This is a genomic window from Curtobacterium sp. PhB137 (assembly GCF_003814955.1).
Taxonomy (GTDB): Bacteria; Actinomycetota; Actinomycetes; order Actinomycetales; family Microbacteriaceae; genus Curtobacterium.
On the sequence record NZ_RKQO01000007.1, the window covers coordinates 473,152 to 493,354 of the forward strand.

Consider the following 20,203-nt stretch of genomic DNA (forward strand, 5'->3'; position numbering starts at 1 on the left):
GTCCGCTGGAAGCGAGTCTGACGCCCGCGTGACGCTCGGGGGAGGAGCGACGAACCACGGGAGACGCACACCACATCGTGCCGTCCAAACGACCTCGAATATCGTTCCATACTGGTAGGGGCAAATCAAGGGTTCCGATGCTGGAGGATCACTGTGCACGATGACGACCCGACGGCGGTCGACCGTCCTGAGCGACGCTCACGCGCGCTGATCGGCCTGCTGGTGGTGGTCGGGCTCGAGTTCGCGGCGCTCGTCGTGGTCACGGTCGTCCTGGTCGTCGAGCTGATCGTCGCGCCGGCGTCGAGCCTGGCGTCCGGGATCGCCCTGACGATCCTGTCGGCCGTCGCGGCGCTCTGGCTCGGTGCGCTCCTGAACGGCCTGTGGAAGCGTCGCGCCTGGGTGCGCTCCGGGATCATCGTCTGGCAGGTTCTGCAGGGTGCGATCGCGATCGGCGCGTTCCAGGGTGTCTTCCGCGAGCCGGCGGTCGGCTGGGTCCTGCTGATCCCCGCCCTGCTCGGCATCACGTTCGTGCTGTCGCGGTCGGTCACGGCCGCGCTCGCGCGTCCCGTGGAGTAAACGCGACCGACAGACGGACGGGAGGCGCGGTGCCGGCTGGCACCGCGCCTCCCGTCTCGCTGTGGTCCGGTCCTCAGACCAGGCCGAGCTTCTTCCGCAGGCTCGCCACGTGTCCGGTCGCCTTGACGTTGTAGAGCGGCAGCTGCACGCTGCCGTCCTCGTCGACCACGATCGTGGAGCGGATCGTGCCGGTCACGATCTTGCCGTAGTTGTTCTTCTCGCCCCACGCGGCGTAGGCCTTGTGCACCGCCAGGTCGGGGTCACTCAGCAGCGGGAACGTGAGCGCCTGCTCGTGCTGGAAGGTCTTGAGCTTCGCCTGCTCGTCCTTCGAGACGCCGAGGACCTCGTAGCCGGCTGCCTGCAGCGACGACATGTTGTCGCGGAAGTCGCAGGCCTCGGTGGTGCAACCGGGGGTGGACGCGGCCGGGTAGAAGTACACGATGACCTTCTTGCCCCGCAGTGCGGCGAGCGAGTGTTCGACGCCGTCCTGGTCCGGCAGCGTGAAGTCGGGGGCGGTGTCGCCGGCGGCGAGACGGTCGGTCATGGTGCTCCTGTTCGCTTGGTGCCCACGAGTGGTCGTGAGCGCGCAGAACCCATGCTATTGTTGATTCCCGTTGCGGCACGGAAGCCGGAACATGCACCTCTAGCTCAATTGGCAGAGCAACTGACTCTTAATCAGTGGGTTCTCGGTTCAAGTCCGAGGGGGTGCACCACAACCACGAAGGCCCCGACTCATCGAGTCGGGGCCTTCGTGCGTTCCGGGGGTGCGAACGCGTTCCGAGCGGGACACGCCCGAGGTGCTTCCGGCGGTCGGATTCAGTCGGCGGCGACGTCGACGATCCGTTCCGGGCCGACGACGAGGTTGACGGCGCCGGCGGAGGCCGCTGCGAGGTCGGCGGTCAGGGTCCCGAGCGCGTCGGCGGGCACCCAGACCTCGAACGTCGCCGCACGTCCGTAGGCCGTCGCACCGAGGGTCGCGTGGTGGTGCCGGACCCAGTCGCGCAGGACGTTGTCGAGCCGGCCGGCCTCGGCGTGCGGGGCGTCGAAGTGCACCTGCGTGAGCGCCTCGCGTCGGACGAGCTCGGCGGTGTCGAGGGCCTCCGAGACCGAGGTCGAGTAGGCGCGGACGAGTCCGCCGGCGCCGAGCTTCACGCCGCCGAAGTAGCGCGTCACGACGGCGACCACGTCGGTGAGGTCACGGCGGCGGAGCACCTCGAGCATCGGCACGCCAGCCGTGCCCGACGGTTCTCCGTCGTCCGACGACCGGGCCTGGTCGCCGAGGGTGCCGGTGACCATCGCGGTGCAGTTGTGCCGGGCGTCCCAGCGGCGGCGTTTCACCTCGGCGATGACCCGCTCGGCGTCTGCCACGTCCGACACGGGGGCGACCGTGGTGATGAACCGCGACTTCGTGATGACGATCTCGTGCTCGACCGGGTCGGCGATCGTCGCGGGGAAGCTGCGGGCCATGCCCACGAGGCTAACGGCGTGCACGGTGTCCGCCGCGCTACGATGTCGTGCACGCACGGATGGGGAGGAGTCCGACATGGAGACCGGTGATCCGAGGGGCGGGGTCCTGGACGCCGCCGAACTCGCACGGCGCATCAACCTGCTGCTCGACTTCGAGGAGTCCCAGCGTGGTGCCCCGGTGCCGTTCGCCTCGATCGAGGAGTACGTCGCCGCCCACGGCGGTTCGCTCTCGCGGGCGAAGTGGACCTACATGCTCTCCGGCGACGGCCGACGCAACCGCGACACCGAGCTCCTGCGGCTGCTCGCGGGGTTCTTCGAGGTCGACGAGCGCTTCCTGCTCGAGGACAGCGACGTCCCCGAGCGCATCGGCGCCCAGCTCGCCCTCGTCCGCTCCCTGCGTTCCGCCCGCGTGAGCGGGTTCGCTGCACGCACCTTCCCCGGCGAGCTCTCACCCGAGGCGCTGCGGCGCATCGCCGAGGTGCTCGAGGAGGAATCACAGCGCGGGAGCGTGGCGTGACCGACCCGCTGCTCGAGTCCTTCTGGGCACGCGGTGCAGTCGAGGGGTGGTCCGACGTCGACCAGGCCGTCGCCGCGGCAGCCGTCGTCGTGGACAAGCCCATCGTCGTCCGCGAAGAGGCGTTCCTGGCGACGGAGCCCGTGTGCGGCTTCGTCGCGACGCTCGAGCACGCCCACCTGATCATGATCTCGCCGACTGCGTCGCCGACCTTCCGGGCGTTCGTCATCGGCCACGAGCTCGGTCACGTCCTGCACCGGCACCAGGAGCACGCGCCCCAGTCCGCCTACATCCGCGACGTCATCCCGGACCTGCCCGAGTACAAGGTCGAGCGGGCGCTGGCGCGGGGGATGTTCTCGAACGCGTACGAGCACGAGGCCGAGGTCTTCGCCGACGCGCTCGCGACGCTCATCCGGCGGCACCGAGGCCGCCCGAGCGCCTTCCGCGGGGTCTTCGGGTGATCGTCGCAGTCGTCCAGGCGGTGCTGCTCATCGCCGGGACGATCGCGCTCTTCGTCCTGCAACGCGGGCAGGACCGGACCCTGGCGGTGACCTTCCTGCTGTTCGCCGGCACCATCGTCACGAACGTCGACCCGCTGTACCGGTGGCTCGACCCACTGCTCGGTGGCTTCAACGTGGTGACCGTGGTCAGCGACTGCCTGATGGTCGCCGGCACGAGCACGCTGCTCTGGGGCGTGGCGAAGGCCGTCGGAGCGGCGCGGCCGTGGCTCCGGAACGCGATCGTGGTGTCGTGCGCCGCGGTGGTGGTCGTGGTGGTCGTCGCCTTCTCGGTGCTGGACAAGCCCGCCAGCACGACGACGTTCATGCTCGACGCCGGGTCGCACCCGGCCGCGACCGTCTACTCGATCGCGCAGACGGTGTACCTCGGGGTGGCGCTCGGCGCGACAGGCCTCATCTGCGTCCTCCGCCTGCGCGAGGCCCGGACGACGACGGACCTGGTCGGGCTGTGGGTCCTGGTGCTCGGCGGTGTCCTCGGGGTCGTCCGGATGGTCGTCGTCGTGGTCATGGACCTGGCGCACGTCACGGGGGACCTCGACCGGATGCGCTCCCTCGCGCTGCCGTACGACGTCACGACGCCCGGCGCCGTGATCTGCGTCTCGACGGGGATGCTGCTGCTCGTCGTCGGACACCGGGTCTCGCGACGTCGACACACCCGGCGGGTCGACGCGGCGCTGCGGCGTCTCGCGCCGCTGCACGAGCGGATCGGTGCCGACAACGCCTACCCGTCGACCGAGGACCCCGCGACGCGGTTGAGCCGCGCGATCGTCGAGGTCAACGACGGGCTCCGGCGGACGCGTACGCCGTTGACCGATGCCGAGCGAGCCGTCCTCGCCGAGGCCGAGTCGGCGCTCGACTCCGCGTAGCCCGAAGGGGTGACTCGACGGTCTCCCGACGCCCGTGTAGGGTTTGTAGCAAGTGCTACAGATCCTGTGGCTCGTCGGTGGGACTCGGCCGCGTTGGGGGCGGCCGAGCACCACCGACACTCGTTGTCTAGACTCGGACGGTGCTCGTCTTCGCCGCAGTCGTCCTGTTCATCGGTGCCGTCTTCAACGTCGTCACCTGGCCGCGCTTCTTCCAGCGCGTCGCGAAGGACACCCGCGCGCGTGACGCCGCGGGCAAGCCGACGACGTTCTACACGGTGCACCTCGTGCTGCTGCTCATCGCGCTCGCGATCGCCGTGGCAGCGGTCGTCGCCGGGGTCCTGCTGCTGGTCTGAGCCATTCGCCGATCGCCGATCGCCGTCGGGCGTCGCTTCAGCGCTGCTTCAGGGCGGCACGGCAGGATCGTCGCCATGCGTGTCCTGGTGGTCGATGACGAGGTGCGGCTCGCCGACGGCGTCCGTCGCGGCCTCGAGGCCGAGGGGTGGGCGGTCGACGTCGCCCACGACGGCGTCGACGGCCTGTGGCACGCCCGCGAGTTCCGCTACGACGCGATCGTCCTCGACCTGATGATGCCGGGGATGAGCGGATGGGCGGTCTGCGCCCAGCTCCGGGCCGACCAGGACTGGACGCCGGTGCTCATGCTCACCGCCAAGGACGGCGAGTGGGACCAGGTCGAGGCCCTCGACGCCGGCGCCGACGACTACGTCACGAAGCCCTTCTCGCACCCGGTCCTCGTCGCCCGGCTGCGCGCGCTCGTCCGCCGCGGTGCTCGGGAACGCCCGGCGGTGCTGACCCTCGGCGACCTGGTCGTCGACCCGGCCGCACGGACCGTGGCGCGTGCCGGGACCCCCGTCGACCTGACGAGCCGGGAGTTCGCGGTGCTCGAGTACCTCGCGCGGCGCTCCGGGCAGGTGTGCTCGAAGCGCGAGGTGATCGAGAACGTCTGGGACGTCGACTTCGAGGGTGACCCGAACATCGTCGAGGTGTACGTCGGGCACCTCCGACGCAAGCTCGACCGGCCGTTCGGACGGACGTCACTCGAGACCGTCCGCGGTGCGGGCTACCGACTGGCGGCCGACGGTGGCTGACCGGGGGACGGGGCGCACGCGCCGCTTCCGGTCCGTGCGCGCGCGGACCACGCTCGGCGCCGGCGTGGTCGTGCTCGCCGCCCTGGTCGTCGGTGCCGTGGGGTTCGTCGTGGTGCTCCGCCTGGTGCTGCTCGACGGGGTGCGGACGTCCGCCGAGGCCGGACTCGAACAGGTGTCGTCACGGGTCGAGTCCGACGGTGCCGGTGCGGTGACCGACTACGAGGACGTCCTGGTACAGGTGGTCGGTGCCGGCGGCTCGGTCCTCGCACACGGTGAGGACGCCGACGCTCCGGCCCTGTCGACCGCCGACGAGTCCCGGTGGTCGCACGACGGCGAACGCTGGCTGCTCGTCGCCGACGACGTCGACCTGCCCGGTGGGGGTGAGGCGACCCTGGTGTACGGCGTCTCCCTCGAGCAGACCGACACCGCCATCCGGACCGCCGTGGTGCTCCTCGCCGGCGGGGTGCCGGTGCTCGTCCTCGTGCTCGGGATCGTGACCTGGTCCGTGACCGGGCGGTCGTTGCGGCCGGTGGAGCGGATGCGCACCGAGGTCGAGACGATCCGTGCCGCGCAGCCCCACGCCCGCGTGGTCGTGCCGGACACCGGTGACGAGATCGCCCGGCTCGCGACCACCATGAACGCGATGCTCGACCGACTCGACCGATCCGCGGCGGGGCAACGGCAGTTCGTGTCCGACGCCTCGCACGAGCTGCGGTCGCCGATCGCGTCCCTCCGCCAGCACGCCGAGGTCGCCGTCGCGTACCCGGACCGGACCGACGTCGCCGAGTTCTCCGACGTCGTGCGGTCCGAGGCCGTGCGCCTGCAGGACCTCGTCACCGGGCTGCTCGAGCTGTCGCGGCTCGACGAGGGCGGCACGGGTGTCCGTCGTCCCGTGGACCTCGACGACCTCGCACTCGACGCCGTCGCGCGGGCGCGGGCGCCGGGTGGTGGGACCGGCGACCGTGCGATCCGGGTCGACGGCTCCGGGATCTCCGCCGCACGCGTGCTCGGCGACGAACGGCTGCTCACCGGCGTGGTCCGGAACCTCGTCGACAACGCCGTCCGGCATGCCGCGTCGCGCGTCGCGGTGGCCCTGGTCGAGCAGGACGGCGCCGCGGTGCTGACCGTGGACGACGACGGCTCCGGGGTCCCGGCGGCCGAGCGCGACCGGGTGTTCGAGCGGTTCGTCCGGCTCGACGAGGCCCGCAGCCGCGACGCCGGTGGTGCCGGCCTCGGTCTGGCGATCGTGCGGGACGCCGTCCGGGCGCACGGCGGCGATGCGACGGTGGCGGACTCGCCGCTCGGCGGGGCGCGGTTCGTCGTGTGCATCGCACTCGGCGGCTGAACAGGCGGCTTCAGGTCTGCTTCAGCACCCCGCCGACATGCTCGTCCCATGACCTTCCGCACCCAGCTCCAGAAGCCCTCCGCCCGCCGCGTCACCGCCCTCGCCGCCCTGCCCGTCGTGGCCGCACTCGCCCTCACCGGCTGCTCCACCGACGGATCGTCCGACTCGGCGGCGTCGTCCTCGAACGGATCGGCCGCGACGGGCGCCACCACCGGCACGTCGGGTGGCGCGTCCGCGACCGCCGCTTCGGCCACGTCGAACGACGCCCTGCTGGCCGCCGTCGCGACCGCACGCGGGAGCGTCGGCTCCGGCACCGTCATCTCGGTCGAGCAGGAGCAGCGTGGCAGCGCGTACGAGGTCCTCGTCGTGACGAAGGACGGCACCGAGCACGAGGTGCACACCGACGCCGCCGGCACCGGGGCGACCGGTACTCCGCAGACCGAGACCGCGGACGCCGACGACCGCGCCGAGCACGACCGGTTCGTCGCAGCCGCCGACCTCGACGTCAGCAAGGCCGTCAGCGCCTTCGAGGACCTGCACGCCGGTTCGATCACCGAGCTCGGCCTCGACGACCACCTCGGCAAGGTGGTCTGGGAGGGTGACGTCGTCGACGGGTCAGGCACCAAGCACAGCGTCCGGATCGACGCCGGTTCGGGAGACGTCGTCACCGACCAGGTCGACACCGACGACTGACCCGACGACCGACCCGACGGCCGACCCGACCGACGTCGGCGGTCAGCGGTAGACCTGGGGGCATCCGACCCGGGCGTCGGCGACCTCGGGAGACACCATGACGGACCAGACCCCTCGCACCTACCCCCAGGGCGTGCCGAGCTGGATCGACGGACGACACCCGGACCCCGACGCCGCGCAGGCGTTCTACGGCGGTCTGTTCGGCTGGGACTTCGAGGAGCGCCTGCCGCCCGGAGCCCCCGGCTCGTACCGGATCGTGAGCATCGACGGGCGCGAGGTCGGCGCGATCGCCTCGGGTGACGAGCCGGCGTCGTGGACGACGTACATCGCCGTGGACGACGCCGACGTGGGGGCCGCTCGGGTCGTCGAGCTCGGTGGCACCGCCGCTCCGGCGGAGGACGCCGGGCCGGGTGGCGCCGCGGGCCGCAGCGTCGACTGCGTCGATCCGCGCGGTGCGGCGTTCGGACTCTGGCAGGCGCGCGAGCGGCTCGGGTCGCAGCACATCAACGCCCCAGGCGGCTGGGTCTTCAGCGACCTCCGCTCGACCGAGCCGGAGCAGGCGATCTCGTTCTACGAGCAGCTGTTCGGCTGGCGGGTCTCCGGCATCGAGGAGGGCCCGAGCGCCATGGTCCGGCTCCCCGGCTACGGGGACCACCTCGCGGCCACCTCCGACCCCGACATCCGCGAACGGCAGGTCGGCGCACCGGAGGGCTTCGCGGACGTCATCGGCGCCCTCGCCCGACTCGACGACGGGCCGGACGACTGGCACGTGTCGTTCAGCGTGGCGGACCGTGACGCCGCCGCCGCACGGGCCGAGGAGCTCGGCGGCGCCGTACTCGGCACCTGGCAGGGTCCGTGGACGCGTGCGGCCGAGCTGCGGGACCCGCAGGGCGCGACGTTCCGCGTCACGCAGTTCGCCCCGGAGGGCGACGCCTGAGCGCAGCGCCCGTGGATCGTCAGCCGGTGGTGAGCGGCGGTCCGAGCACCTTCTGGATCGCCAGCGCGGCGAGCTGCTCGTCCGAGGTGTCGAGCAGCACGCGGAACGTCTCCGGCTCCGTGACGAACTCGACGCAGACGGCGTCCTCGTCGCACGGGCCGAGGCGCCATCCCGACACCGCGTCCATCGGCACGGAGACCCGCGCCTCGCGCTCGTAGTCGGTCTCGGCCTCGAGGCGGTCGGGGAACACCCGGAGGTGTCCGTACGCGCCTCGCCAGCTGAGCCGGAGATCGAGGGTGGGTGGGACTGACGCAGGGGAGACAGAGCGGTCCGGCACCCGCCGATCGTACCGACGGGAGCCGGACCCACTGCACTCGGCGCGCGATGTGCTGCGCTCCGGGGACAGATCAGACGGTGTCGTCGGACCCCTTCTGCTCGTCGCCGTCCTCGCCGTCGCGACGGACCTGGTTCGCCGGGTCGCGGACACCGATCGGGTACGGACCGGTGACGCCCTGTCGGAGCGACGCGATGCGCAGGATGCGGTCGCGCTGCAGGAACCAGCCGACGATGAGCAGCGGGATGACGATCACGAGGGACGCGATCGTGTAGGTGCCGACCGGGTAGTCGATCGCCATCAGCACGATGACCGACGCCAGGAACGCCAGGGTGAGCCAGGCGGTCACCGGGGCACCCGGCAGCTTGAACGACGGCTCCTTCGCCAGTCCCTGCTTCGCCCAGGACCGGAGCCGCATCTGGCAGAGGATGATCGTGCCCCACGCGGTGATGATGCCGAGGCTCGCGATGTTCAGCGCGATCTCGAACGCCTGGCTCGGGACGAAGTAGTTGAGGACGACCCCGGCGACCGTGAACGCGGCGGTGAGCAGGATGCCGGCGTACGGCACACCGCCCTTCGACATCTTGGTGGTCCACTTCGGCGCCGAGCCGTTCATGCCCATCGAGTGCAGGGCGCGACCGGTCGAGTACAGGCCGGCGTTGAGCGACGACAGTGCCGCCGTGAGCACGACGAAGTTCATGATGCCGCCGACGATCGACCCCACCTGCGGGTTGCCGAGCGACGAGAAGAACGTCACGAACGGGCTCTCGCCCTCCTTGTACGCGGTGTACGGCAGGAGGAGCGAGAGCAGGATGATCGACCCGACGTAGAAGACCGCGATGCGGAACACGACGGAGTTGATGGCGCGGGGGATGACCTTCTCGGTGTTCTGCGTCTCACCGGACGCGGTGCCGACGAGCTCGATGGCCGCGTACGCGAACACGACACCCTGGATCACGATGACCGCGGGGAGCAGCCCGTTCGGGAACAGCCCGCCGTTGTCCCCCCAGATCGAGAAGCCCGTGCGGACGGCTTCGCCGCCGGCCTCGACCGGGAACGCGAAGACGAGCCAGATGATCGCGACGACGAGGAACGCGACGAGTGCCGCGACCTTGATGAGCGCGAACCAGAACTCGAGTTCGCCGAACACCTTGACCGCGACCATGTTGGCGGCGAGCACGACGATCAGGGCGATCAACGCGAGGAGCCACTGCGGTGCGGCGGTGAACGCGGACCAGTACTGCAGGTAGATGGCGACGGCGGTGGTGTCGACGATCGAGGTCATCGCCCAGTTCAGGAAGTACATCCAGCCGGCGGCGTAGGCGAACTTCTCGCCGTAGAACTCACGCGCGTAGGAGATGAACGACCCCGACGACGGACGGTGCAGCACGAGCTCGCCGAGGGCGCGCAGGATGAAGAACGCGAAGATGCCGCAGATCAGGTAGGTCAGCGCGAGCGCGGGGCCCGCGGTGTGGAGTCGTCCACCCGCACCGAGGAAGAGTCCGGTACCGATGGCCCCACCGATCGCGATCATCTGCAGCTGCCGGGGCTTCAGACCGTGCTGGTAGCCCTCTTGCTCGTGCGAGAAGTCGTTCGCCGGAGCACGGTTCACGCCCGTGTCGTTCTGCGCTGTCATGCGCGCCAACCTACATGCGCACGGAACCGGGGCGGCACACAAACCTCCGAACGAGCTGATCTGTAACGAGACGGTCACGATCGTGATCCCCATGTGCGTGGGCGACACGCCGACGACGGGGTACAGCGATGCCGGGATTCCGGCGGACGTCGATTGTGATCGGGGGACAGGAAGCCGTTAGGTTTGAACGTCCCCACAGGCCCGACGGCCGGGGGCACGACGACCAGAACGCGTCCGCGGCCAGCAGCGCCGTGACCGTACGGTCGGCCGGACCGGGACCGCCCCGAGCGTGGTCCCTGCGTGCGTGTTCGCTCGCCCTGCGCCGTTGCGCGGGCTGACGTGGGCCGTGCGCGCCGTCCCGGGCGACCCGTTCGCAACCACACCGTCACCGCACGTGCGCTCCGGCGCCGCGGCGACGCGAGGAGTCCAGTTGTCCATTGCCCCATCCGAGATCCGGCACGACACGTCGCCGGACCGCACGGGCGCCGCGCTCAGTGTGCGCGGTGTCTACAAGGTGTTCGGCCGCCGACCCGGCGACGCCGTCCGCCGCCTCGCCGCCGGCGCCACCCGCGACGAGGTCCGCGAGCAGGGATCCGCCGCGGTCATCGACGCGTCCTTCGACGTCCGCCCCGGCGAGATCTTCGTCGTCATGGGACTGTCCGGCTCCGGCAAGTCGACCCTCATCCGGATGCTCAACGGCCTGCTCGAGCCCAGCGCCGGCAGCGTCGAGATCGGCGGGCGCACGGTCACCAAGGCGAGCGCCAAGGAGATCCGCGAGATCCGTCGGTCGAGCGTGTCGATGGTGTTCCAGCACTTCGCACTGCTGCCGCACCGAACCGTGCTCGAGAACGTCGCGTACGGCCTCGAGGTGAACGGCGTCGACAAGACCACTCGGCTCGCGAAGGCCCGTGAGGTCATCGACCTGGTCGGCCTGGACGTCTGGGCCGATGCGAAGCCCGACGAGCTGTCCGGCGGCATGCAGCAGCGCGTCGGCATCGCCCGCGCCCTCGCCGCCGAGACCGACGTCCTGCTGATGGACGAGGCGTTCAGCGCGCTCGACCCGCTCATCCGCCGTGAGATGCAGGAGCAGCTCGTCGACCTGCAGCAGCGGCTCGGCAAGACCATCGTCTTCATCACGCACGACCTCAACGAGGCGATGTTCCTCGGTGACCGGATCGCCGTGATGCGCGACGGCCGGATCGTGCAGATCGGGTCGCCGGAGGACATCCTCACCGACCCGGCGAACGACTACGTCGCCCAGTTCGTGCAGGACGTCGACCGCGCCCGTGTGCTCACCGCCGCGAGCGTCATGGAACCGGCGCGCGCGGTCGTCCCGTCGACGGCGGGCCCACGTGGCGCGCTCCGGGTGATGCGCGACCTGCAGACCGCAGCGGTGTTCGTCACCGGGCGTGGTCGCACGCTCGACGGATGGGTCCGCGATCGCCACGTGATGCGACAGGTCAAGGCCGGCGACACGAACCTCGACGCCATCGTGAACACCGAGTACGCCCGGGTCTCACCCGACACCGCGCTCACCGATCTGTTCGAGCTCGCCGTGGAGTCGCCCCTGCCGATCGCCGTGGTCGACGACGAGGACCGCCTGCTCGGCGTCGTGCCGCGGGTCACACTGCTCGCAGCGCTCGGCAACGTGCCGACCGCGACCATGCCGATCCCGGTGCTCGAGCCGGTCACGCGCATCTCGGATTCGGATCTCGACGCGACCCTGGCCACCGGGGAACAGCCCGTCGTGAGCGATCCGACCATCATCTCGACCGACCGCACAGGAGCCGACGCATGACCACTCTCTTCGGATTCCGACTGCCGCTCGGCGACGCGGTCGACGCGATCGTCGAGTGGATCACGACCTACCTCGGTGGCGTCTTCGACGTCATCGCCGCGATCTTCACGTTCTTCTACGAGTGGATCGAGTACTTCCTCACGACGCCGCCGTTCTGGGCCGTGATCGTCGTGCTCGTCGCCGTGGCCTTCTGGGCGAAGGGCTGGAAGCTCGCGCTCGGCACCATGGTCGGCCTGGCTGTCATCGTGAGCATCGGCGAGTGGAGCTACGCGATGGAGTCGCTCGCCCTCGTCGTCGTCGCCGCCGGTATCGCCGTGGTGCTCAGTCTGCCGCTGGGCGTCTGGGCGGCGCGCTCCGACGCAGCGAGCCGGACGATCAAGCCGGTCCTCGACTTCATGCAGACGACCCCGGCGTTCGTGTACCTGATCCCCGCGCTCATCCTGTTCGGCATCGGGCCGGTGCCGGGCATCGTCGCGACGATCGTCTTCGCGATGGCGCCGGGCGTCCGCCTCACCGAGCTCGGTATCCGCGGCGTCAGCTCCGAGGTCGTCGAAGCCGGTGCTGCGTTCGGCTCGAGCCCGTGGCGGATCCTCCGTCAGATCCAGCTGCCGCTCGCTCGTCCGAGCATCATGGCCGGCGTCAACCAGGTCATCATGCTCTCGCTGTCCATGGTCGTCATCGCGGGCATGGTCGGCGCCGGGGGACTCGGCGGCCAGATCGTCGCCGCCCTGAACCGCATCGACGTCGGTCTGGGCTCCGAGGCAGGCATCTCGGTCGTGATCCTCGCGATCGTGCTGGACCGGATGACCGCAGCGTTCGGTGGCGACCGCAAGAAGCGCGCTCCGAGCCGGACGACGGCGGCCACCGCGCCCACCGGCGACGACGACCAGGAGTCGGCGACCCAGCAGGCGGAGCAGCCCGTGCCGGTCGGCGCCTGACGGCTGGAGCGCCGTCGCGCACCCGGTCGACCAGATCATCCAGACCCCACAGACCGCACGGTGACAGCACGCCGTGTCGACGACGCCGAACCCGGTCCGCCGGTGCCGAGCGTCGAACCAGGAAGGAAACCATGAACACCCGAACCAAGATCCTGTCGGCCATCGGACTCGGTGCCGCCGCGGCCCTCGCGCTCAGCGCCTGCTCGCCGCCCGGCTCGAGCAACGCGTCCGACACGGTGGACAACGGCGACAAGCAGGCGATGAAGATGGTCGTCTTCAACGGCTGGGACGAGGACACCGCAGCAAGCGAGCTCTGGAAGTACGTCCTCGAGAAGAAGGGGTACGACGTCGAGCTCGACTACGCGGACCCCGCGCCGGCGTACCAGGGGCTGGCTCAGGGCGACTACGACGCCGTGCTCGACACCTGGCTGCCGAACACGCACAAGGCGTACATGGACAAGTACGGCGACGACCTCGAGGACCTCGGGTCGTGGAACGACCAGGCGTCGCTCGAACTCACCGTGAACGCGGACGCTCCGATCGACTCGCTCGCCGACCTCGCCGCGCACAAGGACGACTTCGGCGGACGGATCGTGGGCATCGAGCCCGGCGCGGGCGAGACGAAGATCGTCAAGGAGAAGGTCATGAAGGCCTACGGGCTCGACGACTGGGAGCTCGTCACGAGCTCGACGCCGGCGATGCTGTCCGAGCTGAAGAAGTCCGAGAAGGACGGCAAGGACATCGTCGTCACCCTCTGGCGTCCGCACTGGGCCTACAACGCCTTCGACGTGAAGGACCTCGAGGACCCGAAGAACGCCCTCGGCGACAACGAGAGCATCCACACGATCGTGAACGAGGACTTCGGCGACGACTTCCCGCAAGCGCTGAAGTGGCTGCAGGCGTTCAAGATGGACTCCGACACGCTCTACTCGCTCGAGGACGCGCTCGTGAACAGCGGCGCGGACCAGTCCGAGTACCAGTCGATCGTCGAGAAGTGGGTTGCCGACAACGAGGACTACGTGGACTCGCTCACCGCGAGCAAGTAGCGGTTCCGTTCGGACAGGAGGCCCGCTGCGCGTCGTGCGCACCGGGCCTCCTCGCGTGCGTGGCCGGGTCCTGCGAACAACGCCTGTCGTCCGTTGCTTGCATGGAGGGATGGACATCCTCCTCCGACTCCTGGTCGCGATCGGGTTCGCCCTCCTCATCACCGCCGTCGCCGCGGTCGTCCTGCACCTGGTGCTGCGGACGGTCGCGCGACGGGAGCGGTGGGCCGGCGTGCTCTCGCGCCGGGCGAAGCACCCGTTCCGCACCACCCTGCTCGTGGTCCTGCTCTGGATCGCGTTCACTTCGAGCGTCCCGCGCGACGCCGACGCGTACCCGTGGCGCGACGAGGTCGTGCACGGGTTCCTCATCGTCACGATCGCGGTGGGCTGCTGGCTGGCGTGCCAGATCGCGATCTTCCTCGAGGACCTCGGCCTGCACCGGTTCCGCATCGACGTCCCCGACAACCGGCAGGCCCGCCGCATCCGCACGCAGGTCCTCATCATCCGGCGGCTGACCGTCGCCGTGCTCGTCATCATCGCCGTCGGCGCGATCCTGCTCACCTTCGACGGGGTCGAGGCGGCGGGCGCGAGCGTGCTCGCGAGCGCCGGACTCATCTCGGTCGTCGCGGGTCTGGCGGCGCAGTCGACGCTCGGCAACGTCTTCGCGGGCATGCAGCTCGCGTTCTCCGGGTCGATCCGCGTCGACGACGTCGTCGTGGTCGAGCAGCAGTGGGGGCGGATCGAGGAGATCACCCTGACCTACGTGGTCGTGCACCTGTGGGACGACCGGCGCTTCGTGCTGCCGTCGACGTACTTCACGAGCACCCCGTTCGAGAACTGGACGCGCACGAACAGCGAACTGCTCGGTGCCGTCGAGATGGACCTGGACTGGCGGGTCCGTCCGGGGGAGATGCGCGAGGAGCTCGACCGGATCCTCGACCGCACCGAGCTGTGGGACCGCCGCGTCAAGGTGCTGCAGGTCACCGACGCCGTGCAGGGGTACGTGCGGGTGCGGGTCCTCGCGACGTCGCACGACGCACCGTCGCTGTTCGACCTGCGCTGCTACATCCGCGAGGAACTCGTCGAGTGGATCCAGCGCACCCACCCCGACGCCCTGCCGGTCCAGCGCGTGCTCATGGTCGACGAGACCGCACCGCGGCGGCGCACGGCGTCGACCGCTGCCGACTCGGCGCTGTTCGCGCCGGGGCAGGAGGACCGCGCGGCACTCTTCACCGGTCCGATCCAGACGTCCGACATCCCGCCTGCGGAGCGCTGACGGGCTCCGGACCCGACGCGGGACGGACGGGAGGCCCGGTGCCAGCTGGCACCGGGCCTCCCGTCCGTCAGATGGTCGCGACCTACGGCTGGCGCGCCTTGACGGCGCGGTCGTCCTCGACCACCGTGCCGATCGCCACGATCGTGGTCGCGATCCACGCGACCCACGTCAGGGCGAGCCGCCAGTCGCGGGGTCCCTGGCGGGTGGTCTGGAGCACGCTGTAGCCGCTGATGAGCGAACTCCACACCGCACCGTTGAACATGAACTTGCGCACAGAGGCCTCCTGTCGTCGTGCTGCCAACGCTACCGGTCAGTACATTGGAGCGCCGCCGGACACCCTGCCCGGCGCACTCGTGGAGGAGCGCCCGTGCGTCAGGCCGTCATCGGAGCAGTGCTGCTCGTCATCGGCGCGGTGTGCGTCGCGCTCGGCCTGCTGCCGCTCGACGACCTCGGGGTCCTGGCCGAACGGGTCCTGCCGGTCCTCGGGTTCGTCCTCGGTCTGACGATCGTCGCCGAGCTCGCCGCGGACGCCGGGGTGTTCGACCGGCTCGCCGACGTCGCGGCACGTGTCGGCGGCGGACGCACCATCGGGCTGTGGGGCGCGGTCGTGGTCCTCGCCGTGCTCTGCACCGTGTTCCTGTCGATCGACACGACCGCGGTGCTGCTCACCCCGATCGTGATCTCACTGGCGCGCCGGGTCGGGCTGCCGCCGATGCCGTTCGCGCTCACCACCGTCTGGCTCGCGAACACCGCGTCCCTGTTGCTGCCGGTGTCGAACCTGACGAACCTGCTCGCCATCGACCGGATGGGCCTCGGCGGCCCGCTGCCCTTCGCCGGGCTGATGGCCTGGCCGGCCGTCGCCGGGGTCGTCGTGCCGTGCGCCGTCCTGCTCGTGGTGTTCCGCGGCAAGCTCTTCGGGCGCTACACGCCGGTGTCGGTGCGGCGTCCGTCCGACCCGGTGTCGTTCTGGGCGGCGTCCGGTGTGCTCGTCGCGCTCGTCGTGGCGCTGACCGCCGGGGTGACGGTCTGGATCGCGGCCGTGGCCGGTGCCCTCGTGCTCGTCGTCGTCGCGGCGTTCCGGTCGCCCGCCGAGCTCCGGCCGTCGCGGGTGCCGTGGTCGACGCTGCTGTTCGCCGCCGGACTCTTCGTCGTGGTCGAGACCCTGCACAGCACCGGGCTCACCGACCCGATCGTGCGGGCGCTCGGCGACGGCACCGGGACCGGACCGCTCCTGCTGCTCGGCGCCGGGGGAGCGGTGGCGGCGAACGCGATCGACAACCTGCCCGCGTACCTGGTGCTCGAGCCCGCTGCCGGTCACGAGGCCGTGCGGTACGCGGCGCTCCTCATCGGCGTGAACGCCGGGTGCCTGGTGACGCCGTGGGCCTCCCTCGCCACCCTGCTGTGGCACGCACGGCTGTCGGCCGAGGGCGTGCACCTGTCGTGGGGCAAGTACATGCTGCTCGGGTGCATCGCGGCTCCGCTCACCGTAATCGCCGGGGTGCTCGCGCTGGCGTTCTGACGTGGGGCCGCTGGGGTGCTCGCGCTCCGACGCGCCGTCGCGGTCAGAGCCAGTCGCGGGCCTTGAAGACGCGGTAGAGCACGAGCGACGACGCGACGATGAGCGCGAGCGAGACGTACAACCCGCTCCACGCACCCTCGCCCGGGAACGTCACGTTCTGCCCGAAGAAGCCGGTGATGGCGGTGGGGATCGCGATGATCGCGGCCCAGCTCGTCACCTTCTTCATCACGGTGTTCTGCCGGTTCGACGCCAGGTTGAGGTTCGTGTCGAGGACACTCGAGACGGCGTCGCGCAGTTGCTCGACGGAGTCCGAGATCGACACCAGGTGGTCCTCGACGTCGCGGAAGTACGGCCGGATGCCGTCCGAGATGGTCTCCGCGTCGCCGTGCAGCAGCGATGCGACGCTGTCGCGGGTCGGGACGACGAGCCGCCGCAGCACGCCGAGGGCCTTGCGGAGGCGGAACGACCGGCGTTGGATCTGCTGTTCGCGGGCGTTGCCCCGCTCGAACAGGTCGTCCTCGAGGTCGTCGATCCGTCGCTCGATGTCCTCCACGGTCTCGGTGGCGTGGTCGACGACGGCGTCGAGCAACGCCCAGACGAGCCACGGCACACCGTGCTCGGCCACGTCCGCGTTCGCGTCGAGCCGGTGCTCCATCGCGGCGGTGTCGACGTCGGCCCCGTGGATGGTGACGAGGGCGTGCTCGGTGACGAACGCCTTCACCTCGTGGGTGACGAGCTCACCGTCCTCGCCGAGACCGCCGACGTCGTAGACCACGAGGAACAGGCTGTCGCGGTACCGGTCGAGCTTCGGGCGCTGGCCCTGCTCGACGGCGTCCTCGACGGCGAGGGCGTGGATGCCGAGCTCCTGTTCGACCTGCACGAGGTCGTCGTGCACGGGGTCGGTGTAGTCGACCCAGACGAAGGTGTCCGCGTCAGCGACGAGGTCCGAGACCCGGTCGACCGGGAAGTCCCGTTCCGCCGCGTCGCCGTTCCGCCACGCCCGTGTCCTGACCATGCGCGTCAGCCTAGTGAGACGGCCGGCCCGGGGATCCCAGGCCGGCCGTCGTCGCGTTCGGTGGTGCGTCAGTAGGCGGAGACGAGCTTCCCGTCCTCGACCTTCAGGTACTGGTACACATCGAAGCTGTCCTCGCCGTGCTCCTCGTCCCCGAAGTACGAGGTGTAGTCGTACTCGACGACACCGTCCTTCGTGCTCTGCACCATGACCGTGCCCGAACCGGAGGCCTCGACCTCGACCTCGGGCATCGTCGTGACGTCGTAGCGCACGGCACCATCAGCGTCGTACGGGCCGTACCAGGGGCACCCGCTCAGCGCGCTGAGGTCGGTCTTCGTGGCGCAGTCGTCGATCAGGTCGGTCACGTACTGCTCGGCGTCCTGCTGCAGCGCCTTCGTGGCGGTGGGGGTGAAGTCGACGTACCCGGACGACGTCGCACCGACCGACACCTGCTCGGTGCCGCCGGTGAAGTACTTCGTCCCGCCGACCTGCACCTCGTAGGTGCCGGGGTAGGCGAGCGAGGTGAACCGGCCGTCGCTGATCTCACCGATCTCCTTGCCGCCGACCGTGACCGGGGCGCCCTCGAGCACCTCGGACGCGGTCAGGGTGACGGTCTGGGCGAGCGGCTCGGTGACGCGCCACTCGTCCTTCACCAGGAACGAGGTGCCGGTGCGCCGGAGGCTGACCTGGCCGGAGCGGTTCTTGCCGTCCTGGGTGTAGCTGATGGTGGCGAGGGCGCTGTCTCCGCTCGTCGAGACGCGGCCGACGCGGATGTCCGACGGGCGGTCCTTCGCGCTCTTCAGCACCGCGGTGTCGAGCATGGCGGCGTCGGACGGCACCTCGCTGAGTCGGGCGGCGGTGTCGGCGTCCCCGCTCGCGATGGCCTGCACGTAGGACTTCACGGTCGGCGCCGGGCCCCACACGTTGGCACGGAGCACACCGGTGGTGACGGCTCCCGCGATGACGACGACGACCACGGCGCCGCCGGCGATGAGCGAGCGGACCAGGACCTTCTTGGCGCGCGGCGACATCGGAGCGGGCGTGGGAGCGCCGCCGCCGACGAAGGGCTGTTCCGGCTGACCGGGGTGGCCGACGCCGGGCGTCGCCGCCCACGCTGCTGCCGCCGGGTCGCCCGCGGGCGCCGCCGACGGGAACGCGGGGTCGGCCGGCGGGAACGCCGGGTCGGCCGGCGGGAACGCCGGAGTCGCTGCCGGGAAGGTCGGTGCGGCTGCGGGGCGCGGGTCCGCTCCGACGAGGCGCGAGGTCCGCAGCACCATGCCACCGCCGAGGCGGGGGAGCAGCACGGGCGCGAGGTACCGTGCCACGGCCTCGATCGCGCCGCCCCACAGCGCGAACACGAGCGGCGTCCACGGTGCGATCCCGATCGAACCGGTCCCGCTGACGGCGCTGATGCCCGTCGCCTGGTAGGACACCAGCCCGGTGCCGAGCACGAAGAGCAGGAGCCCGAGGGCGAACCAGACGACCGGGGTCACGACCCAGTCCAGCGTGGTGCGGAACCGGTCGTTGCGGCGGACGGCGAGTGCGAGGCCCGCGACGACCGAGGTCACGACGACGAGCAGGACGACGAGCCAGGTCCAGCCGCCGGCGCCGCCGAAGACCGACGCCGTGCTGCCCGCCGAGCCGAAGCCGGACAGCCCGACGCCGCCGAGGAACCCGAGGGCGGTGAGGCCGACCGCGACGTTGCCGACGAGCACCGGCAGCGCTGCGCCCCACGAGGGCTGTGCGACCAGGGCGACGACGATGACGACGACCGTCACCAGCACGACGAGCACCGTGAGCTGCGACGCCGCGACGCGCAGCGTGCCGAGGACGCGACCGGCGAACACGTTCCGGCCGAGCAGGGCCGACGGGCGTGCGAGCACCGCGGCGAGTGCGCCGATCACGAAGGCCCCGAGGATGCTGCCGAGGCCGACCGCGTGCACGGGGTCGATGGAGGCGCCGGAGACGGCGGGGAACCGGATGGCGAGGATGCCCGCGGCGGCGTTGGTCAGCACCGTGGTCACCAGCCCGGACAGGACGGCGGTCAGCAGGATCGGGGTGCGCCCGAGGCCGCGGGTGCGGATGCGACGGGTGAGCACGACGGCCAGCACGACCTGCGCGGCGAGCACGAGCGCCGGGACGACCGCGAGTGCGCCCGACCCCGACCCGAGGAAGCCGATCGAGCCGGACAGGTGCAGACGGCCGAGGTCGGCGAGGGCGACGAGCTGGGCGGGGGTGCCGAGCAGGACGCTGACCCCGGACAGCAGCGACTGGACGTCGGGGGTGCTCCCGGCGCCGAGGTCGGTCCCGGTGCCGGTCGACCCCGACCCGACGGAACCGGACCCCGATCCGCCCGCTGCCAGCACGGCGACGGTGAGGAGCAGTGAGATCGCAGCGACCACGTAGGCGGCGACCCAGCCGCCGACGGCGGCGAGCACGGCGGCCAGCCAGTCACGGCCGGACACGGACCGCAGCAGGCGGCCGAACGCGTCCGACGACTGCGGGCCGGGCTGCCCCGGCGGGACGGGCGGGTTCGGCGGGTTCTCGCTCATGGCTGGTGGGTCCTCTCCGACCGGGAGGCCGATGCCGCACGCCAGCACCCGTGTCCCCCCGACACGCACCCGC

At 71.0% G+C, this 20,203-nt stretch carries 21 protein-coding genes and 1 tRNA gene; 15 read left to right on the forward strand and 7 right to left on the reverse strand.

The annotated features are described in order from the left end of the window. The first annotated feature begins 153 nt into the window (after window positions 1–153). Window positions 154–576 (forward strand): hypothetical protein, encoded by a 423-nt coding sequence (locus tag EDF28_RS14295; RefSeq protein WP_111085962.1) that lies wholly within the window; start codon window positions 154–156, stop codon window positions 574–576. Between the two features lie 73 nt (window positions 577–649). Here the strand turns inward: EDF28_RS14295 and bcp are convergent, their stop codons facing one another. Beyond that, window positions 650–1,120: a thioredoxin-dependent thiol peroxidase gene (gene bcp / locus EDF28_RS14300; protein WP_123672221.1), complete on the reverse strand. Its 471-nt coding sequence runs from the start codon at window positions 1,118–1,120 to the stop codon at window positions 650–652. Window positions 1,121–1,213: 93 nt separating this feature from the next. On the opposite strand from bcp, the gene EDF28_RS14305 reads away from it, so the two are divergent. Further along, window positions 1,214–1,289 (forward strand) — tRNA-Lys (locus EDF28_RS14305). A gap of 103 nt (window positions 1,290–1,392) precedes the next feature. On the opposite strand, the gene EDF28_RS14310 is transcribed toward EDF28_RS14305, so the two are convergent. Continuing rightward, window positions 1,393–2,043 (reverse strand): YigZ family protein, encoded by a 651-nt coding sequence (locus tag EDF28_RS14310; RefSeq protein WP_395875272.1) that lies wholly within the window; start codon window positions 2,041–2,043, stop codon window positions 1,393–1,395. Window positions 2,044–2,119: 76 nt separating this feature from the next. Here EDF28_RS14310 and EDF28_RS19285 point away from each other — a divergent pair, with 76 nt between their 5' ends. The 8 genes from EDF28_RS19285 (at window position 2,120) to EDF28_RS14345 (ending at window position 8,022) form a co-directional block, all read left to right on the forward strand. After that, window positions 2,120–2,560, forward strand: coding sequence for a hypothetical protein (locus tag EDF28_RS19285; protein ID WP_159573933.1), 441 nt, complete (start codon window positions 2,120–2,122; stop codon window positions 2,558–2,560). After that, entirely contained in the window at window positions 2,557–3,018 is a 462-nt protein-coding gene (locus EDF28_RS19290; RefSeq protein WP_111085958.1) for an ImmA/IrrE family metallo-endopeptidase, read from the forward strand. The genes EDF28_RS19285 and EDF28_RS19290 overlap by 4 nt, the downstream gene beginning before the upstream one ends. Continuing rightward, complete coding sequence (locus tag EDF28_RS14320) at window positions 3,015–3,941, forward strand: hypothetical protein (RefSeq protein ID WP_123938740.1); 927 nt, start codon at window positions 3,015–3,017, stop codon at window positions 3,939–3,941. The genes EDF28_RS19290 and EDF28_RS14320 overlap by 4 nt, the downstream gene beginning before the upstream one ends. Before the next feature lie 140 nt (window positions 3,942–4,081). Beyond that, window positions 4,082–4,294 carry an SCO4848 family membrane protein gene (locus EDF28_RS14325; RefSeq protein ID WP_123938741.1) on the forward strand — a complete coding sequence of 71 codons (213 nt, stop codon included), beginning with the start codon at window positions 4,082–4,084 and terminating at the stop codon, window positions 4,292–4,294. A gap of 75 nt (window positions 4,295–4,369) precedes the next feature. Then, the gene (locus EDF28_RS14330) at window positions 4,370–5,047 is read left to right on the forward strand and encodes a response regulator transcription factor (protein ID WP_123938742.1); all 678 of its coding nucleotides are present in this window, start codon (window positions 4,370–4,372) and stop codon (window positions 5,045–5,047) included. Between the two features lie 34 nt (window positions 5,048–5,081). Further along, window positions 5,082–6,392 (forward strand): cell wall metabolism sensor histidine kinase WalK, encoded by a 1,311-nt coding sequence (locus EDF28_RS14335; RefSeq protein ID WP_185094252.1) that lies wholly within the window; start codon window positions 5,082–5,084, stop codon window positions 6,390–6,392. Between the two features lie 48 nt (window positions 6,393–6,440). Continuing rightward, the gene (locus EDF28_RS14340) at window positions 6,441–7,085 is read left to right on the forward strand and encodes a PepSY domain-containing protein (protein WP_123938744.1); all 645 of its coding nucleotides are present in this window, start codon (window positions 6,441–6,443) and stop codon (window positions 7,083–7,085) included. A gap of 97 nt (window positions 7,086–7,182) precedes the next feature. Then, window positions 7,183–8,022: a VOC family protein gene (locus tag EDF28_RS14345; protein WP_123938745.1), complete on the forward strand. Its 840-nt coding sequence runs from the start codon at window positions 7,183–7,185 to the stop codon at window positions 8,020–8,022. 19 nt (window positions 8,023–8,041) lie between these two features. Here EDF28_RS14345 and EDF28_RS14350 read toward each other — a convergent pair whose 3' ends face one another. Both EDF28_RS14350 and EDF28_RS14355 read right to left on the reverse strand, forming a co-directional pair. Beyond that, window positions 8,042–8,272, reverse strand: coding sequence for a hypothetical protein (locus EDF28_RS14350; RefSeq protein ID WP_111085952.1), 231 nt, complete (start codon window positions 8,270–8,272; stop codon window positions 8,042–8,044). A 157-nt stretch (window positions 8,273–8,429) separates the two neighbouring features. Then, window positions 8,430–9,992 carry an amino acid permease gene (locus EDF28_RS14355; RefSeq protein WP_123938746.1) on the reverse strand — a complete coding sequence of 521 codons (1,563 nt, stop codon included), beginning with the start codon at window positions 9,990–9,992 and terminating at the stop codon, window positions 8,430–8,432. Window positions 9,993–10,422: 430 nt separating this feature from the next. Here EDF28_RS14355 and EDF28_RS14360 point away from each other — a divergent pair, with 430 nt between their 5' ends. From EDF28_RS14360 to EDF28_RS14375, 4 genes are all read left to right on the forward strand, one after another. Next, a complete protein-coding gene (locus tag EDF28_RS14360; RefSeq protein ID WP_260155016.1) occupies window positions 10,423–11,790 on the forward strand; it encodes a glycine betaine/L-proline ABC transporter ATP-binding protein in 1,368 nt (455 codons plus the stop codon). Next, complete coding sequence (locus EDF28_RS14365) at window positions 11,787–12,728, forward strand: proline/glycine betaine ABC transporter permease (RefSeq protein WP_123938747.1); 942 nt, start codon at window positions 11,787–11,789, stop codon at window positions 12,726–12,728. Before EDF28_RS14360 ends, EDF28_RS14365 begins: the two co-directional genes overlap by 4 nt. A gap of 131 nt (window positions 12,729–12,859) precedes the next feature. Next, window positions 12,860–13,774 carry a glycine betaine ABC transporter substrate-binding protein gene (locus EDF28_RS14370; protein ID WP_123938748.1) on the forward strand — a complete coding sequence of 305 codons (915 nt, stop codon included), beginning with the start codon at window positions 12,860–12,862 and terminating at the stop codon, window positions 13,772–13,774. Window positions 13,775–13,883: 109 nt separating this feature from the next. After that, window positions 13,884–15,047, forward strand: coding sequence for a mechanosensitive ion channel family protein (locus tag EDF28_RS14375; protein WP_123338999.1), 1,164 nt, complete (start codon window positions 13,884–13,886; stop codon window positions 15,045–15,047). Between the two features lie 82 nt (window positions 15,048–15,129). On the opposite strand, the gene EDF28_RS14380 is transcribed toward EDF28_RS14375, so the two are convergent. Next, on the reverse strand, window positions 15,130–15,321 hold the full coding sequence (locus EDF28_RS14380; protein ID WP_111085947.1) for a hypothetical protein: 192 nt from the start codon (window positions 15,319–15,321) through the stop codon (window positions 15,130–15,132). A gap of 93 nt (window positions 15,322–15,414) precedes the next feature. Between EDF28_RS14380 and EDF28_RS14385 the strand changes: the two genes are divergently transcribed. After that, window positions 15,415–16,566, forward strand: coding sequence for an SLC13 family permease (locus EDF28_RS14385; RefSeq protein WP_123938749.1), 1,152 nt, complete (start codon window positions 15,415–15,417; stop codon window positions 16,564–16,566). 43 nt (window positions 16,567–16,609) lie between these two features. Here the strand turns inward: EDF28_RS14385 and EDF28_RS14390 are convergent, their stop codons facing one another. Continuing rightward, window positions 16,610–17,581: a magnesium transporter CorA family protein gene (locus EDF28_RS14390; RefSeq protein WP_123292263.1), complete on the reverse strand. Its 972-nt coding sequence runs from the start codon at window positions 17,579–17,581 to the stop codon at window positions 16,610–16,612. Window positions 17,582–17,649: 68 nt separating this feature from the next. Beyond that, on the reverse strand, window positions 17,650–20,130 hold the full coding sequence (locus tag EDF28_RS14395; RefSeq protein WP_123938750.1) for a hypothetical protein: 2,481 nt from the start codon (window positions 20,128–20,130) through the stop codon (window positions 17,650–17,652). Window positions 20,131–20,203 lie beyond the last annotated feature (73 nt).